15 protein-coding genes are annotated in these 16,725 nt (G+C 50.9%); 10 read left to right on the top strand and 5 right to left on the bottom strand.

Annotated elements, in window-relative coordinates; genetic code table 11:
* Positions 1 to 77 precede the first annotated feature (77 nt).
* The 8 genes from tig to PCI15_RS12780 all read left to right on the top strand — a co-directional run bounded on the left by tig (position 78) and on the right by PCI15_RS12780 (position 10,133).
* Positions 78 to 1,418, top strand: a complete 1,341-nt coding sequence (gene tig / locus PCI15_RS12815) for a trigger factor (protein ID WP_271270354.1) — start codon at positions 78 to 80, stop codon at positions 1,416 to 1,418.
* 130 nt (positions 1,419 to 1,548) lie between these two features.
* The gene (gene clpP / locus PCI15_RS12810; RefSeq protein WP_205656529.1) at positions 1,549 to 2,169 is read left to right on the top strand and encodes an ATP-dependent Clp endopeptidase proteolytic subunit ClpP; all 621 of its coding nucleotides are present in this window, start codon (positions 1,549 to 1,551) and stop codon (positions 2,167 to 2,169) included.
* Positions 2,170 to 2,336: 167 nt separating this feature from the next.
* A complete protein-coding gene (gene clpX, locus PCI15_RS12805) occupies positions 2,337 to 3,629 on the top strand; it encodes an ATP-dependent Clp protease ATP-binding subunit ClpX (RefSeq protein ID WP_271270353.1) in 1,293 nt (430 codons plus the stop codon).
* 142 nt (positions 3,630 to 3,771) lie between these two features.
* Positions 3,772 to 4,110 carry a hypothetical protein gene (locus PCI15_RS12800; protein ID WP_271270352.1) on the top strand — a complete coding sequence of 113 codons (339 nt, stop codon included), beginning with the start codon at positions 3,772 to 3,774 and terminating at the stop codon, positions 4,108 to 4,110.
* 189 nt (positions 4,111 to 4,299) lie between these two features.
* Complete coding sequence (locus tag PCI15_RS12795) at positions 4,300 to 5,589, top strand: NAD(P)/FAD-dependent oxidoreductase (RefSeq protein ID WP_271270351.1); 1,290 nt, start codon at positions 4,300 to 4,302, stop codon at positions 5,587 to 5,589.
* 338 nt (positions 5,590 to 5,927) lie between these two features.
* Positions 5,928 to 6,539 carry a cupredoxin domain-containing protein gene (locus tag PCI15_RS12790; RefSeq protein WP_271270350.1) on the top strand — a complete coding sequence of 204 codons (612 nt, stop codon included), beginning with the start codon at positions 5,928 to 5,930 and terminating at the stop codon, positions 6,537 to 6,539.
* 10 nt (positions 6,540 to 6,549) lie between these two features.
* Entirely contained in the window at positions 6,550 to 8,895 is a 2,346-nt protein-coding gene (locus tag PCI15_RS12785) for a bifunctional diguanylate cyclase/phosphodiesterase (RefSeq protein ID WP_271270349.1), read from the top strand.
* Positions 8,889 to 10,133, top strand: coding sequence for a hypothetical protein (locus tag PCI15_RS12780; RefSeq protein ID WP_271270348.1), 1,245 nt, complete (start codon positions 8,889 to 8,891; stop codon positions 10,131 to 10,133). The genes PCI15_RS12785 and PCI15_RS12780 overlap by 7 nt, the downstream gene beginning before the upstream one ends.
* 96 nt (positions 10,134 to 10,229) lie before the next feature.
* On the opposite strand, the gene purB is transcribed toward PCI15_RS12780, so the two are convergent.
* The 4 genes from purB to PCI15_RS12760 form a co-directional block, all read right to left on the bottom strand.
* Positions 10,230 to 11,594, bottom strand: a complete 1,365-nt coding sequence (gene purB / locus PCI15_RS12775) for an adenylosuccinate lyase (RefSeq protein WP_271270347.1) — start codon at positions 11,592 to 11,594, stop codon at positions 10,230 to 10,232.
* A gap of 126 nt (positions 11,595 to 11,720) precedes the next feature.
* On the bottom strand, positions 11,721 to 12,386 hold the full coding sequence (gene hflD / locus PCI15_RS12770) for a high frequency lysogenization protein HflD (RefSeq protein ID WP_271270346.1): 666 nt from the start codon (positions 12,384 to 12,386) through the stop codon (positions 11,721 to 11,723).
* A 7-nt stretch (positions 12,387 to 12,393) separates the two neighbouring features.
* Positions 12,394 to 13,497 carry a tRNA 2-thiouridine(34) synthase MnmA gene (mnmA, locus tag PCI15_RS12765; RefSeq protein ID WP_271270345.1) on the bottom strand — a complete coding sequence of 368 codons (1,104 nt, stop codon included), beginning with the start codon at positions 13,495 to 13,497 and terminating at the stop codon, positions 12,394 to 12,396.
* A 69-nt stretch (positions 13,498 to 13,566) separates the two neighbouring features.
* On the bottom strand, positions 13,567 to 14,013 hold the full coding sequence (locus PCI15_RS12760; RefSeq protein ID WP_271270344.1) for an NUDIX hydrolase: 447 nt from the start codon (positions 14,011 to 14,013) through the stop codon (positions 13,567 to 13,569).
* Between the two features lie 116 nt (positions 14,014 to 14,129).
* Between PCI15_RS12760 and PCI15_RS12755 the strand changes: the two genes are divergently transcribed.
* The gene (locus tag PCI15_RS12755; protein WP_271270343.1) at positions 14,130 to 14,591 is read left to right on the top strand and encodes a molybdenum cofactor biosynthesis protein MoaE; all 462 of its coding nucleotides are present in this window, start codon (positions 14,130 to 14,132) and stop codon (positions 14,589 to 14,591) included.
* Positions 14,592 to 14,605: 14 nt separating this feature from the next.
* On the opposite strand, the gene PCI15_RS12750 is transcribed toward PCI15_RS12755, so the two are convergent.
* Positions 14,606 to 15,277, bottom strand: coding sequence for an rRNA large subunit pseudouridine synthase E (locus PCI15_RS12750; RefSeq protein WP_271270342.1), 672 nt, complete (start codon positions 15,275 to 15,277; stop codon positions 14,606 to 14,608).
* 143 nt (positions 15,278 to 15,420) lie between these two features.
* On the opposite strand from PCI15_RS12750, the gene icd reads away from it, so the two are divergent.
* Positions 15,421 to 16,677 carry an NADP-dependent isocitrate dehydrogenase gene (gene icd / locus PCI15_RS12745; RefSeq protein ID WP_271270341.1) on the top strand — a complete coding sequence of 419 codons (1,257 nt, stop codon included), beginning with the start codon at positions 15,421 to 15,423 and terminating at the stop codon, positions 16,675 to 16,677.
* The last annotated feature ends 48 nt before the right edge of the window (positions 16,678 to 16,725 follow it).

The following is a 16,725-nucleotide window of genomic DNA, read 5'->3' as shown; positions in this document are numbered from 1 at the left end:
TGCTTTAGCTTCAATAGCATGCAGGTTGTAAGTGTTTTGATTTGTAACGATACAAATAATTTTTTGCGAGGAATTCCATGCAAGTTTCTGTAGAAACGACTACTGGTCTAGAACGTCAGGTGACTGTTGTTGTACCGGCCGAGCGTGTAGACAATGATGTTGCTCAGCGCGTGCAGCAAACTGCCCGTACTGTTCGAATTGACGGTTTCCGTCCTGGTAAGGTTCCGGCCAAAGTAGTTAAGAAGCGCTACGGCAAGGGAATTCGTCAGGAAGTCATCGGTGAAGTTATTCAGGAAAGCTTCTACCAGGCTACTCAGCAGGAAAACCTGACTCCTGCAGGTGGTCCGAACATCGAATTCAAAAACGACAAAGAAGGTGAAGATTTTTCTTACACCGCTACTTTTGAAGTTTACCCTGAAATCGCTCTGGCTGATTTCTCTGCTGCTGAAATAGAAAAGAACAGCGCTGACGTAAAAGACGAAGACCTGGAGCAGATGATCGAAACTCTGCGTAAGCAGCAGTCTGACTGGGTTGCTGTAGAGCGTGCTGCTGCAGACGGCGATCAGGTTAAGATCGATTTTGAAGGTTTCATCGACGGTGAAGCATTCGAAGGCGGTAAAGGCGAAGGTATGGACCTGGTTCTGGGTTCTAACACCATGATCCCGGGTTTCGAAGCAGGTCTGGACGGTGCTGAAACCGGCGCTGACGTTGAGCTGAACGTGACTTTCCCTGAAGATTACCACTCTGAAGATCTGAAAGGTAAAGCGGCAGTATTCAAAGTTAAGGTGCAGTCTGTATCTGAGCAGCAGCTGCCTGAACTGAACGAAGAATTCTTTGCCAAGTTTGGTCTGGAAGAAAACAACGTAGACAGCTTCAAAGTTGAAGTTCGCAAGAATATGGAACGTGAAGTTAAGCAGGCGCTGAAAACCAAGCTGAAAGAAGCTGTTTTCGGTCAACTGGTTGAGCTGAACGCAATTGATGTTCCTGCGGCTCTGATCGACAATGAAATTGATGCAATGCGTCGTCAGGCGATTCAGCAGTTCGGTGGTGCGGAAGCTAACATCGATCCTGAAATGCTGCCTAAGGAAATGTTCCAGGAGCAGTCTGAGAAGCGTGTTAAAGTTGGCCTGCTGGTAAACGAAGTTATTAAGGCAAACGAACTGACTGTTGACGAAGACCGCGTTAAGACAACCATTGATGAGCTGGCTGCTACTTACCAGGATCCTCAGCAGGTTATCGACTGGTACAACAGCAATGAAGAAATGCTGGGTCAGGTTAAGAGCCTGGTGATGGAAGATCAGGTACTGGATCTGCTGCTGGAATCCGCTAAGGTTACAGAAGTAGCGCTGAGCTACGAAGATGCTATCAAGCCTGCTGAGCCAAAAGCACAGGAAGAAGACGCAGAAGCTGAAGCATAATTGCCAACTGCTTGATTTGCGTTTATAAAATAACGGCTGTCGGCGTAAAGTCGGCCGCCGTTTTTGCTTTTCAGGGTGCTTTTAATCTGTATGTAGGGCACCGAGTTCAGGATCAAAGGAGAGAATAGGTATGTCACAAACTTATAATGGCCCAACAATGATCACCAGCAGTGGCCTGGTACCTATGGTTGTTGAGCAGACCGCCCGCGGCGAGCGTTCTTATGACATTTACTCCCGGTTACTTAAAGAACGTGTGATTTTTATGGTTGGCCAGGTTGAAGATCACATGGCTAATCTGGTGGTAGCGCAGCTGTTGTTCCTGGAGTCTGAAAATCCGGATAAGGATATTCACCTGTATATTAATTCTCCGGGCGGTTCTGTGACTGCCGGGCTGTCGATTTACGATACCATGCAATTTATTAAGCCCGATGTGAGTACAATGTGTATTGGTCAGGCTGCCAGCATGGGTGCGCTGTTGCTTACCGGTGGTGCAGCAGGCAAGCGTTACTGCTTACCTAATTCGCGTATGATGATTCATCAGCCGCTGGGCGGATACCAGGGCCAGGCAACTGATATTGAAATCCATACAAAAGAGATTCTGTCTATCCGTGAGCGCCTGAATGGTATTATGGCGCATCATACAAATCAGGATCTTGAAGTAATTTCCCGTGATACTGACCGTGACAATTTCATGTCGCCTCAGGCTGCGGTTGAGTACGGACTGATTGATGCGGTGATGGAACGTCGCTAAACTTCAGGGTAGTGATGACTGCCGTATGCTACAGTTGTAGCGGTTATAATACGGTTGTTGTGTTCTGCTCCGGAGTGATGAACCGCTATAATTTTCAGTATGGCGGAAGATATATATTAGATGGTGGCCGGGTTCAGCACTGGTTACCTGAGGAAAGAGGTAGTTGAATGTCAGACGATATCAACGGCAAAGATGGCGGCGATGACAGCAAAACGCTGTATTGCTCGTTCTGCGGCAAAGGTCAGGACGAAGTTAAAAAGCTGATTGCAGGCCCTTCAGTATTCATCTGTGATGAGTGTGTGGATCTGTGCAACGACATCATTACTGAAGAAACCCAGCAGGTGAGTGAAGATGTTGAGCAAAGCGATGATTTGCCGACACCTGCCGAAATTAAGCATAACCTGGACGAATACGTTATTGGTCAGGAGCGTGCAAAGAAGGTTTTATCTGTCGCTGTTTATAACCACTACAAGCGTTTGCGTTTTCAGCAGAACAGCAACGCTGAAGTAGAGCTGGGTAAGAGTAATATTCTGCTTATTGGTCCAACCGGTAGCGGTAAAACCCTGCTGGCTCAGACGCTGGCGCGTATGCTGAATGTACCTTTTACAATTGCTGATGCAACGACGCTGACCGAAGCCGGTTATGTGGGTGAAGATGTTGAGAACATCATTCAGAAGCTGCTGCAGAAGTGTGATTACGATGTAGAAAAGGCTCAGCTGGGCATTGTCTATATCGATGAGATCGATAAGATTTCCCGTAAGTCAGATAATCCTTCAATTACCCGGGATGTATCCGGCGAAGGTGTTCAGCAGGCGCTGCTGAAGCTGATTGAGGGTACGGTTGCATCTGTGCCGCCTCAGGGTGGTCGTAAGCACCCACAGCAGGAATTCCTGCAGGTTGATACGTCTAACATCCTGTTTATCTGTGGCGGTGCATTTGCCGGCCTTGATCAGGTAATCCGTAATCGCAGTGAAAAGAGCTCAATCGGTTTCAGTGCAACTGTCAGCAGCAAGGATGATTCTAAAAACGTCACTGACGCGCTGCGTGATCTGGAAGCGGAAGATCTGGTTAAATATGGTCTGATTCCTGAGTTTGTCGGTCGTCTTCCTATGCTGGCTACACTGGCAGAGCTGGATGAAGATGCGCTGATTCAGATTCTGACTGAGCCAAAGAACTCGCTGACCAAGCAGTACGGTGCCTTGTTTGAAATGGAAGGGGCAGAGCTGGACTTCCGTGAGTCTGCGCTGCACGCAGTTGCTCAGAAAGCGCTGGCAAGAAAGACCGGGGCACGTGGTTTGCGCTCAATTCTTGAGGAAACGCTGCTGGATACTATGTATTCACTGCCGTCTCAGGATAATGTCAGTAAAGTTGTGATTGATGAAGGCGTCATTTTAGGCGAATCTGAACCAATGATGATTTACGAGAACACTGAGCAGCCAAAAGCGGCCGCTGAAGAATAACCAGCAATTACGCTGATAAAAAGGTAGCCATCGCTACCTTTTTTTATGCCTGTTGTTCAGGCTGCGTCTGTTTGTCCGGGCCGCACTATACTGAGGTTTTAATCTGTGAGGCGCGGTTATCGGCAGATACTGCGATGCTGATATGAACAGACTTTTTTCCGGTGTATGCCGTTGGTGTGTTGTTTGCTGCCTGTCAGGGGCTGCGTCCGGTATTTACGGCGCGGATCAGCCGTTGTTGTGTAAGTTGGCGACCAGTGAAGATTATTTTGCACTCTATGATGATCAGGTGAGTTATGAGAGCGGGCTGTTCCGGCATTACAGTATGCTCAGTGGTCTGACTGTGATTGTGCTGAATAAGCAGACGCTGGGTTTTAACCGGTTGTCGAATCTGGCGCTGTTGCCGGTATCCACGCTGGATATTAACCGGCCGGCGGAGCCAAACCAGCTGATGTCCGGTCAGTGCCATTATGTACCTCAATGAGCTATTCATTTCTGGGTATAGCGGCTTGCTAGACTTTCGTCTATTGTATGTCCCGGTAGGTTTTTGTCTGCGTGTATCTGTTTTCAGCCAGTGCATGCAGTAAGCTTATTGCTCTGAATAAGGTGAGCTTAAGTCATTGTTTCTTTGTACATATAGTGGCTTAAGCTGACTTTATTTTGAGGATTAACCATGCAAACCATTGTAATCGTAGGAGGAGGGGCCGGCGGCCTTGAACTGGCAGCAAGTTTAGGCAGCCGATTAGGCAAAAAGAAACAGGCGAAGATTATTCTCGTAGACCGAAATCCGAATCATATCTGGAAACCCTTGCTCCATGAGGTGGCAACGGGGTCGCTGGACATGAGTATTGACGGTGTGTCATACCGGGCGCACAGCGGGCAGCATCATTACCAGTTTCAGCTGGGTACCATGACCGGGCTGGATGCGGCTGATAAGCAGATTCATCTGGCGGCCGTTGATGATGAGTATGGCGTGCAGGTGTTGCCGGAGCGGAATATCAGCTATGACACTCTGGTCATGGCCGTCGGCAGTGTGAGTAATGATTTCGGAACGCCGGGAGTGGCTGAGTACAGCTATTTTCTTGATTCTCATCAGCAGGCGGAGCGTTTTCAGCGGGGCCTGCTGAACAGCTTCATGCGTGTGAATCAGCAGGGCGCGGAAAACAAGCTGCGGTTGGCCATTGTTGGCGGCGGCGCGACCGGTGTTGAGCTTGCCGCGGAACTGACTCATGTGGCCAATTTGCTCAAACAGTACGGTATGCCGGAAATGTCTGCGAGCCGTTTGCAGGTGGATTTGCTGGAAGCGGGGCCGAGTATCCTGCCAGCCCTGCCTGCGCGTATATCCACCGCTGCACGGCGCGAATTGCAGCGGTTGGGGGTGGTGGTACATGAGAATACCCGGGTGACCTGTGCGGATGAGCGGGGATATGTTGATCAGAATGGCGATCTGATTGCTGCTGATCTGATGGTCTGGGCAGCAGGTGTCAAAGCACCGGACTTTATCAGGGATCTTAATTATTTTGAGCTCGGCCGCGGTGGTCAGATAGTGGTTAAGCCGGGTTTGCAGTCCAGTGTGGATGATAATATCTGGGTGTTGGGTGACTGTGCTGCCTGCCAGCAACCGGACGGTTCCTGGGTGCCGCCCCGGGCGCAGTCTGCACATCAGATGGCCAGTCATATCGCGAGCAGTATAAGGCGTCAGATGAAGGGTAAGCCGGTCAGACCGTATCTGTATAAAGATCACGGCTCCCTTGTGAATCTCAGTCGTTACAGTACGGTGGGCAGCCTGATGGGGAATCTCAGCGGCGGCACAATGTTTGTGGAGGGTAAGATAGCCCGGCTTATGTATATGTCACTGTACCGGATGCATCAGCTCAGTATCCATGGCTGGCTCAAAGGGATGTGTCTTATACTTGCGCAGAAAGTGGGGCACATGGTTCAGCCGAAAATAAAATTACACTGATGAAGAGCCGGCTTTTTAGCCGGCTTTTTTTGTCCCTGAATTCAATCACTCAATGATCTGATTATTATCTGAACAGGCCGTGGTGCGGGGGTTCTCAGAAACACAAAGTGAGATGTTTTTTGTGTAAAAATGTACTTTCTGCAACAAGTTACGGGTCAATAATACTGTATATTCAGGTCAGAATTGATCGGGTTTCAGATGAATCCCGGGTGAATATAACTGCTTCAGCGATGTATAGCAGCAGGTTTTCCGGGCTGACTAGGGAGTGTATTTCAGTGGCAAAGTTGGGTTGGGCTGTAACTGTTGGAAGTCGTGCCGGCTGTATTCTTGGGCTGCTGATGTCTGCACCGGCCCTGGCAATTGAGCTGAATGTTCAGGTGCTGAGCGCCTCGGGAGAGCCCCTGCAGGATATGGTTGTGTATGCTGAGCCTCTGGACGGTCAGCAATTGCCTGCGACGGATAAAGTTGTCAGTGTCGGCCAGAAAGGTAAGTCTTTTGCACCTTATGTCAGTGTGTCTCAGGCCGGCAGCGACGTACTGTTTGATAACCAGGATGATATTACTCACCACATTTACTCGGTTGACAGTGATGCCCGTTTTTCATTCAAGATCAAGGCAGGGGAACAGCGTCTGCAGCGTGGTCTTGATCAGAGCGGGGAAGTGGCTATGGGCTGTAATATACATGACTGGATGTCCGGTTATCTGTTGCTGGTTGATACCCCTTTGTTCGGAAAAACCTCACAGGCTGGCGCTGTCAGTTTCGATACCCCTGAGGCGGGCCGTTACCGGGTGACTGTGTGGCATCCACAGCTGCTGGCCGACAATAACAGAGAGGCACAGACAGTGGATGTGCAAAACGGGATGAAGGTAACAGCTCGGCTGACCAGCGGTATGGATGAAACACCTGAGCAGGAAAGCGATGATGATTTTGATTTTCTGTCTGAGTATTGAGTGAGTTTGTGTGAAAAGCTTACAAAGTAAAATATTTACCTTCTTTGTACTGCTTCTGTTATTGGTACAGGGGGTGGCGTTCTGGACCCTGTATGCGGGTAATCAGAATCAGCAAAAGCAGGAAATCAGTAATCGGCTGACGACTGCTAAGACTGTTTTTACGGAGTTGTTTTCCAGCCGGATTGAATACCTTGCAGCGTTCGCTGAAACCGTGTCTAAAGACTATGGCATTAAGCAGGTATTTAATGAAGATCAGCGCAGTTTGCTGGTCGCGCTCAATAATCACCGTAAGCGAATTAATGCAGATCTGGCGATGACTGTATCCGCACAGGGGGTGATCAATGCTCAACTGGTCAGCGCGGAACAGGACGGCGGTGAGCGCAAGGTCCGCCGGGGTGATGAGGTGGGTGTTGAATTTCGTTATCAGGACTGGCTGAAGAATCCTGAACCGGGTCATCTGTATGCCATCGGCAAGAATGTTTACCAGTTAAGTTTATCGCCGGTAAAAGTCGGCGCGAAAACCATTGGCTGGGTGATGTTCGGCTTTCAGGTTGACGGGCGTCTGGCGACTGAATTTATGACCATCACCGGCCTTGAAACAGACTTTATAGTGGAAGGTGATGCCGGTTGGTGGCTGGTGGCATCTTCATCGCCAACAGCTGATGTTCAGTTTTCCGGAAAAATCATCACTGAGCAGTCTGTTGATGACCGCTTTATTGCGGTCGGGCATCAGATTTCCGAAGACCAGCACCTACGTTTTGGCGTTGCCATGTATGGCTTACGGGCAAATTTCGTGGAAGTTCTGCAGGAGCAGTGGTGGAAGCTGCTGATTCTGGCAGTCGGTACACTGGTGTTGTCGCTGGCCGGCGCTTACTGGATTTCTGCATCCATTACCCGGCCGGTTAAACGGCTGGTTCAGCAGGCCAAAATTGTTGCCAGTGGTGATTATAACCAGACGATTAATCTCGATGACCGCAGCGAGCTGGGGCAACTGGCCGACGAGATTAACCTTATGCAGGATGCGGTGCTCAGCCGCGAACAGGCATTGTCTCACCGGGCTAACCATGACCCCCTGACGGATTTGCCTAACCGTAACTTTCTGAAGATTATTCTGGGCTCTCTGTGCGGGCAGGAAGAAGCCTTCGGGGTGATTCAGCTTAATCTGAGCCGCCTTAAGGATGTGAATGATACCCTGGGTCATCAGGTGGGTGATTATGTTATTCAGGCGCTGGCTGAGCGTCTGCGGAGTGTGCAGGGTTTTCAGCTGGTGTGTCATCTTGGGGCCGATGAGTTCGTGGTGCTCACTGAGAATTGCCCACTGGCTGAAGCGCAAAGCTGTGTGCAGCGTTGTCTCGATCATCTGGATGCAGCGCTGGAGCCGGTCTTTGATTATGAAGGACTGGGCTTTCAGCTACAGGTGCGCAGCGGAGTGTCACTGTATCCAGAGCATGGTAATACGCCTGACAGCCTGCTGAGAATGTCGGATATCGCGTTACATCATACCCGGGCGACCAGTCAGCAAGTGCAGTGGTTTGCCCCTGAGCTTGATGTAAACAGTGTTGAGCGGCTTAATCTTATTAATGATTTGAAGCAGGCTATCAGTGGTGATCAGTTAGTCCTGTTTTATCAGCCAAAAATGAACCTGGAGAGCCGGGTGGTTACCCATGTTGAGGCGCTGGTCCGCTGGATTCATCCGACAGTGGGCATGGTGCCACCGGACAACTTTATTCATATTGCCGAGCAGACCGGGCAGATCAATGCACTGACGCGCTGGGTAATCCGCACTGCGCTGAGCCAGTACAATGACTGGCGGGCCGAGGGGCTTGATCTGGGGGTAGCGATAAATATCTCAGCGGCCAATCTTAAGGACCCGGATTTTTACGGCTTTCTCTGTGAAACCGTACAGGAACAGGTTGTACCGGCAGAAAAGATCACCCTGGAAGTGACCGAAAGCGCCGTGGTTGAAGACCCTGAGTCTGCTATTACATTGCTGAGCCGCTTTAAAGTCTGGGGGATGCGCATTTCAATAGATGATTATGGTACCGGTTATTCTTCACTGGCTCAGCTTAAACAGTTGCCCGTACATGAACTTAAAATTGATAAGTCATTTATTCAGCGTCTCAGTGATGATCAGTCCGATCAGATCATTGTTAAATCGACCATTGAACTGGCCCACAGTATGGGGCTGAGCGTGGTTGCAGAAGGTATCGAAGATGAGTTCGCCCTGGATTGGCTGACGACTAACAAGTGCGAATTGGCGCAGGGCTATCATATCAGCCGTCCTCAGGCTGTCGATGTGCTGACGCCATGGCTGAAGGACCACGCCCAGCTGAATCCCCGGGAGGAGGCGTGCTAAATAAAGGCACAGTATTTGCGGCAATCGTAAGTGCCGGAGCGGTTACCCAGGTAAGCGCGCTGGAAAGTAAGCTGAACGGCATCATTGACTACCGTTTGGCGCACAGTGATACCTCTGACAGTTACCGTCAGGGCGGGATTGGTAAATTCGGCACAGATAATGGCGGTCAGGCCTATCTTGGTCAGGCGGGCCTGCAGTGGGTTCTGGAGTGGGATTCCGGTCTCAGCTTTCATGCGGTGGCTAACGGCTATCTTGATGGTGAAGATAACGGTCTGGGTATAACGGAAACATTTTTTAAGTACCGCGGTATCCCGAATGATTCCGGGCACCGGCTTCAGTCAAAGGTCGGTTTGTTTTATCCGGCTATATCGCTGGAGAATAAAGCCTTTGCCTGGGCAGCCAAAAACACCCTTAACAGCTCAACACTGAACACCTGGATCGGTGAGGAGATCCGTTTGCTGGGGGCAGAGCTTACCTGGACGCGCTTAGGCAAACTGAACGATGCGGATTATGATCTGAGTTTTACGGCCTCCGGTTTCTTTAACAATGATCCTTCCGGCGCGCTGCTGGCGTGGCATGGCTGGACCAGCAGTTCGCGGCAAACGCTGTGGGGAGAAAAGCGTAAGATCCCGCCGCTGGAAGCGCGCAAGAGTGGATTCAAACTTGAGCCTCAGGCGGCTGAGTCTGACCCTTTTTTAGAGCTGGATGACCGGCCAGGTTATCATTTGCAGACTCAGGTACGCTGGTCGCGCCAGGGAGAAATAAATGCCGGTTATTATAATAATAATGCCCGGACAGATATCGTAGAGCACGGTCAGTATACCTGGCTTACCCGGTTTTATTATGTGGGTGCGCGCTGGTTACTGGATAAGAAGCTGGAGCTGACAGCCCAGTATATGACCGGTGATACCCTGATGAATGATGTCTACGGCAGGCCTGTGGTCGACAATGATTACAGCAGTGCTTTTGTGATGCTTAGCAAGCGTATCGGGAAGCACCGGGTTACCGGTCGTATTGAAGAGTTTTCTGTGACGGATAAAGACCAGACTGTGGGTGATAACAACAGTGAATACGGTAAGGCGGCGACCCTGAACTATACCTACCGGTATTCAAAGCCTCTGTTTTTATCTGTAGAACATAGCTGGATTAATTCCGACCGGCCGGGGCGTGTGTATTCCGGTGAACCGGCTGACCGTGAAGAACGGCAGTTGTTACTGGCAGTCAGGTATTTCTTTTAGCGGGCAGGGATCTTTTCTGTCAGGGCTGAAACAAAAAAGCAGGGTGTTAACCCTGCTTTTTTATGCGCGATGCGCTGTTGCATCCACAGAGAAAGCTCAGATGGCTTTAGCCTGAGCCGGTGCGTTACCGATGTAGCTGTGCGGCGTCAGCTCCTTCAGTTCATCCTTAGCGCTCTGTGGCATTTCCAGCGTATCAATAAATGTCTGGATGGTCTGTTTATTCATGGTCTGGCCACGGGTCAGTGCCTTGAGCTTTTCATACGGTTCTTCGATGCCGTAACGACGCATTACCGTCTGAATCGGCTCGGCCAGTACTTCCCAGGCATTTTCCAGATCGTCGTTCAGGCGGGCTGCATTCAGTTCCAGCTTGCTGATGCCTTTCAGGCTGGCCTGATAAGCGATCATGCTGTAACCAAAGCCTACACCCATGTTACGCAGTACGGTGGAGTCAGTCAGGTCGCGCTGCCAGCGGGAGATTGGCAGTTTGGCAGCCAGGTGCTGCATGATGGCATTGGCGATACCCAGGTTGCCTTCAGAATTTTCGAAGTCGATCGGGTTAACCTTGTGGGGCATGGTAGATGAGCCGACTTCACCGGCAATGGTCTTCTGCTTGAAATAACCCTGTGAAATGTAACCCCATACATCCCGGTCGAAATCGATGATGATGGTGTTGAAGCGGCAGACAGCATCGAACATTTCAGCAATGTAATCATGCGGTTCGATCTGAGTGGTGTAAGGGTTGAAGCTCAGGCCCAGGCTTTCTACAAATTCCTGTGCGTTCTGCGCCCAGTCAACATCAGGGTAAGCAGACAGGTGCGCGTTGTAGTTACCTACTGCGCCGTTAATTTTACCCAGCAGTTCAGCATTTTTCAGCTGTTTAATCTGGCGCTGCAGACGGTAAGCCACGTTTGCCATTTCTTTACCAACGGTGGTTGGTGACGCCGTCTGGCCGTGGGTGCGGGACAGCATTGGCTGTTCTGCAAAATCGCGGCCCAGCTTTGCGATTTCGTCAGTGACCTGTTGCATCAGCGGCAGCATAACCGCCTGGCCCTGTTTCAGCATCAGTGCGTGAGACAGGTTGTTAATGTCTTCAGAGGTGCAGGCAAAGTGAACGAATTCGCTGACAGCAGCCAGTTCGGCGTTGTCCTGAATACGTTCTTTGATCAGGTATTCAACCGCTTTAACGTCGTGGTTGGTGGTACGTTCGATTTCTTTAACGCGGTTAGCTTCAGTTTCGCCAAAGTTGTCAACCAGTTGGTTAAGCACGGCGTTGGCAGCATCGCTTAATGCCGGTACTTCAGTGATTTGTGGGTGAGCGGCCAGTTTCTGCAGCCAGCGTACTTCCACTTCAACACGGGCTCTGATCAGACCGAATTCGCTGAATACCGGACGCAGGTCAGCTGTTTTGCTGCCGTAGCGGCCGTCGACGGGGGAAATAGCAGTTAAAGAAGAGAGATCCATAACGAGGCATTACCTGATGAATTAAATTTTGAGGGCGAATTATAGCGAAAACGCCGGGAGAGGAAAATCCGCCCGGCGTCTTTTTACACATTCATAAGTTGCAGAAACACGTTTTATGTTGCCTCTTCAGCGTCCGGTGATGTCAGTAATGGCCGGGCGAATGCGGGACTTGAAGAACAGTAACTGCCAACGCTTGCCGCCACTCTGACGCCACAGCACCGCTGCACGGATACCTGCCAGCAGTAAGGCCCGAATCTTGTCAGCGTTTTCCGCATTTTGCAGATGACGGGGTTCACCGGTTACCTGAATGCGGAATTTAAAGGTGCTGAGGGTGTCCTGATAGAGGCTCGCCAGATTGGCAATGATCGTCGGGTGTGTCAGAGTCGCTGCGTTATCAATCAGGTTTTCCTGATCATTAAAGTATTTCGCCTGCTGTTCGATTTTCAGTAGCCGCTCAGCAATGGTATTGAAAAGCTCAGGTTGTTTATTGAGCTTCTTTTCCAGGTGCAACAGGCTGAGGGCGTAGCGGATGACATCCTGATTCTGCTTGGAGCGGTCTTTGTCGATCAGTTCCTGCAGGTGACGGAATCCCGTACCGAGGCTGACCGGCAGGGCGCGTTCGCCGCCGTAGATTTCTGCAGTGCTGTCCGGATTGGTGACGAATACGCTGCGAATACAGGTTTCCAGATTGCTTTGCTGCACCATACCCCGGGTTGCGATCTGTTCGACCAGGCTGGCAGCCTGGAACAGCCCTGCCAGTGCAATTGCCTGATTATGTGTTGCCTGTGACATGATGTGTCTAGCCTCGCTTACCGGTAGTTTCAATGACGCCGCCGCCAATGCACACTTCTTCAGCGTAAAAAACAACGGACTGGCCGGGTGTGACGGCGCGCTGTGGTTCGTCAAAGCGGATAAGGTAGCCACCCTTTTCTCCGGCTTCAATGGTGCAGGCCTGATCATCCTGACGATAACGGACTTTTGCTTTACAGCGTACCGGCAGTTCAGCCGGTGCTTCGGAGATCCAGAAAATGTCACTGGCGCTGAGCCAGTCACTGAACAGCCGTTCGTGGGAGGTGCCCTGTACGGCGACCAGTACATTTCGTTCCAGATCTTTTTCGGCAACAAACCACGGAATTTCCGGATAATCTTTCAGGCCGCCGATGCCCAGCCCCTGACGCTGACCGATGGTGTGATACATCAGCCCCTGGTGCTGGCCAATCACATCACCATCCGGGGTTTGGATGTCGCCCGGTTGTGCCGGCAGGTACTGTTTCAGGAAGTCGCTGAAGCGGCGCTCGCCGATAAAGCAAATGCCGGTACTGTCTTTTTTGTTGTGGGTAACCAGGTCATGTTCTTCAGCCAGGCGGCGTACTTCCGGCTTTTCAAGTTCACCGACAGGGAACAGGGTCATTGCCAGCTCTTCGCTGCCTACCTGATGCAGGAAGTAGCTCTGATCCTTGTTATTATCCAGACCTTTCAGCAGGCAGGCGTGCCCATTGATATCGCTGCGGCGTACATAGTGGCCGGTTGCAATTTTGTCGGCTCCCAGGGTCTGGGCATATTCAAGGAAGGCTTTAAACTTGATCTCACGGTTACACAGAATGTCCGGGTTGGGGGTGCGACCGGCCTTGTATTCTTCAAGAAAATGCTCGAAGACGTTGTCCCAGTACTCAGCAGCAAAGTTTGCCGTGTGCAGGGTGAGGCCCAGTTTATCGCAAACCGCCTGTGCGTCAGCCAGGTCATCCATGGCGGTACAGTAATCGGTGCCGTCATCTTCATCCCAGTTTTTCATGAACAGGCCTTCAACCTGATAGCCCTGTTGCTGCAGAAGCAGAGCGGAAACAGATGAATCAACACCGCCGGACATGCCGACAATGACTTTGGTAGTGGCGTTATTACTCATAAAAAATACTGGCTCGTAATGGCTGTGTGCAAATTTCTAATATGGGGATGCGGCTGGCAATATTAAAGCTTAATCATGAATAAAGTTCAGCGGGTAACGCTGACCTTTCAGATAGTCATCAAGGCATTGCAGAACTGTCGGGCTGCGCAGGTCACCCTTGCGGGCGATCAGTTCATCGTAGGTCAGCCATAAGGCGCGCTCTATGCCGGTATCCAGTTCAGCATCCGGCTGTTCTGAAATCGCCCGGGCAATAAAGGTAAAGCGGTGATATACCGTGCCGTTCCCCGGTGCTTTATAAACGTACATGCCCAGAAGTGCTTCGGGTTCCACATGCCAGCCGGTTTCTTCCAGGGTTTCTCGCCGGGCCGCTTCAGTAAAGCTTTCGTTGGCTTCCAGATGGCCTGCCGGCTGATTGATCACCAGCCTGTTCAGGGTGGGGGAGTGTTCTTCAACAAACAGGAAACGTCCGTTATCTTCTACGATGGTGGCAACGGTGGCGTGTGGAGTCCAGCGCATGGGTGTAAAATATCCATATCGGTTATGACTTTTTAGGTGGACAACCTTAGCATTTCTGGTCATGCTTTTCCTGAGTTTTAAATAGTCATTTTTGTGTTTGTGGTACGGAGTTTCAGGTGGTCAGCAATATCATCAAAGTTCAGCAGGAAGATTTCGATATCAGTGGTTTAAATGCCTTAATCCGGGACGATGATGGTAGTCATGGTGCGATTGTTACCTTTACCGGCATTGTCCGGGAAATGGCGTCCGGACCCGGGCTGGTAGCAATGGAGCTTGAGCATTACCCCGGGATGACCGAAAAGTCTCTGGAAAAAATTGCATTGCAGGCACGGGAGCGCTGGGATCTGGGTCCGATTGTGATTGTTCACCGTGTTGGCCGGCTGGCGCTGAATGACAATATTGTCTTTGTGGGTGTGGCAAGTCCTCACCGTGTTGCCGGTTTTGCAGCAGCACAGTTCATTATGGATTACCTGAAGCGCGACGCGCCATTCTGGAAGAAAGAGATTACTGAGCAGGGTGAGAACTGGGTGGCTGCAAAGGACAGTGACCTGGCGCGCGCAGATTCCTGGGATACATAAGCACCCGGAAATGTTTATTTTTTAGTTTGTCTGCGCCCGGCTCTGTTGCCGGGCTTTTTATGTGCGGTATGCCCTGTTTTTTGTCCCCCGTTACTGCGTTTTGCCGGTGGCCGCCGATTTGGTTTGTCTGTTGTGGTGGCGGGTAAAAAGACCGTTTCTGACCGGCTTTCGCCGGGCTTCAGAGAGTCCAGTTTCCAATCACCAATACTTGCTCTGATCAGTCGCAGTGTCGGGAAGCCGACAGCCGCGGTCATGCGCCTGACCTGTCGGTTTTTGCCTTCACTGATGGTCAGTTCAAGCCAGCTGGTCGGCTTGTTTTTACGTTCACGGATAGGTGGATTACGGGGCCAGACATCCGGTTCGTTAATGTGTCTTGCCTTTGCTGGCCGGGTTTTGCCGTCCTTCAGTTCTACGCCTTCGCGCAGTTTTTTCAGGGCGTTTTCGTCAATTTCGCCTTCGACCTGAGCCCAGTAGGTTTTGGCCATCTTAAATTTGGGGTTGGCAAGCTGGTGCTGTAACTGACCGTCGTCGGTGAGTATTAATAAGCCTTCAGAGTCGTAATCAAGGCGTCCGGCGGCATAAACACCGGGCTGGCGGATAAAGTCAGCCAGGGTGGCCCGTCCTTCATTGTCAGTAAACTGGGTGAGTACCTGAAAGGGCTTATTAAAAAGTATGACGTTGGACATTTGTAGGACGGTGACCTGAAAACTATATTTAAATCTGACTGGACGGAAGCTGGATTCCGTATTCTTCTGTGCCGAAGCTTATGGATTGACGGCTCTGACCCGTACTCAGAATTTTCCGGACGTAAGTATACGTGGAGTAAGCTATGGCATACCAACATATTCGTGTTCCCGAGGGTGAGAAAATAACATTTACCGGTGACAACCTGATTCAGGTGCCAGACCGGCCGGTGATTCCGTATATCGAAGGCGACGGAATCGGGATGGATGTATCACCGGTCATGATTGATGTGGTCGATGCTGCGATAAAACAGGCTTACGGTGGCAGCAGGAAAATAGCCTGGATGGAAGTGTATGCCGGCGAGAAGGCAACGCAGGTCTATGATCAGGATACCTGGTTGCCGGATGAAACGTTGCAGGCATTTAAAGATTTTGCAGTGGGCATTAAAGGGCCGCTGACGACCCCTGTCGGCGGAGGGATCCGTTCTCTGAATGTTGCCCTGCGTCAGGAGTTGGATCTGTATGTATGCCAGCGTCCGGTGCGCTGGTTTCAGGGGGTACCCAGTCCTGTTGTGAATCCCGGTGACGTTGATATGGTGATTTATCGGGAGAATTCTGAAGATATTTATGCCGGGATCGAGTGGCAGGCGGGCACAGCTGAAGCGCAGAAGGTAATTGACTTTCTGCAGCAGGAAATGGGCGTCACAAAAATCCGTTTTGATCAGATGTGCGGTATCGGTATTAAGCCGGTATCAGAAGAGGGGACTAAGCGTCTGGTGCGTAAGGCGTTGCAGTATTGCGTGGATAATGACCGCCGGTCTCTTACACTGGTTCATAAAGGTAACATCATGAAGTTTACCGAAGGTGCCTTTAAGGAATGGGGGTATGAGCTGGCAAAAGATGAGTTTGGTGCGCAGCTGATGGACGGCGGCCCCTGGATGAGCTTCAGGAATCCGGACAGCGGGCGAGAAATTGTCGTCAAGGATGTCATTGCAGACGCGATGTTACAGCAGATACTGCTCAGGCCGGCTGAGTATGATGTGGTCGCCACGCTGAATCTGAACGGTGATTATCTGTCTGATGCGCTGGCTGCGGAGGTGGGCGGTATAGGTATTGCGCCCGGTGCTAACTTATCGGACCGCGTGGCTATTTTTGAGGCGACCCACGGCACAGCACCTAAATATGCCGGTAAAGATATGGTCAATCCCGGCTCGATTATATTGTCTGCCGAAATGATGCTGCGTCATCTTGGCTGGCTTGAAGCGGCCGACCTGATCATTAAAGGGATGGACGGTGCGATTGCTGCGAAAACGGTTACCTATGATTTTGAGCGTCTGATGGATGGGGCTACAAAGGTGTCCAGTTCGGGTTTCGGGGAGGCGATTATTCAGCATATGGGCTGAGGGCAGGGGCGTTCAGTTTGTGTGTGAGAGATACAAAAAAGGCAGCGT

The sequence above is a fragment of the Aliamphritea hakodatensis genome (assembly GCF_024347195.1).
Classification (GTDB): Bacteria; Pseudomonadota; Gammaproteobacteria; order Pseudomonadales; family Balneatricaceae; genus Amphritea; species Amphritea hakodatensis.
This window is presented reverse-complemented; position numbering and strand designations above follow the sequence as displayed.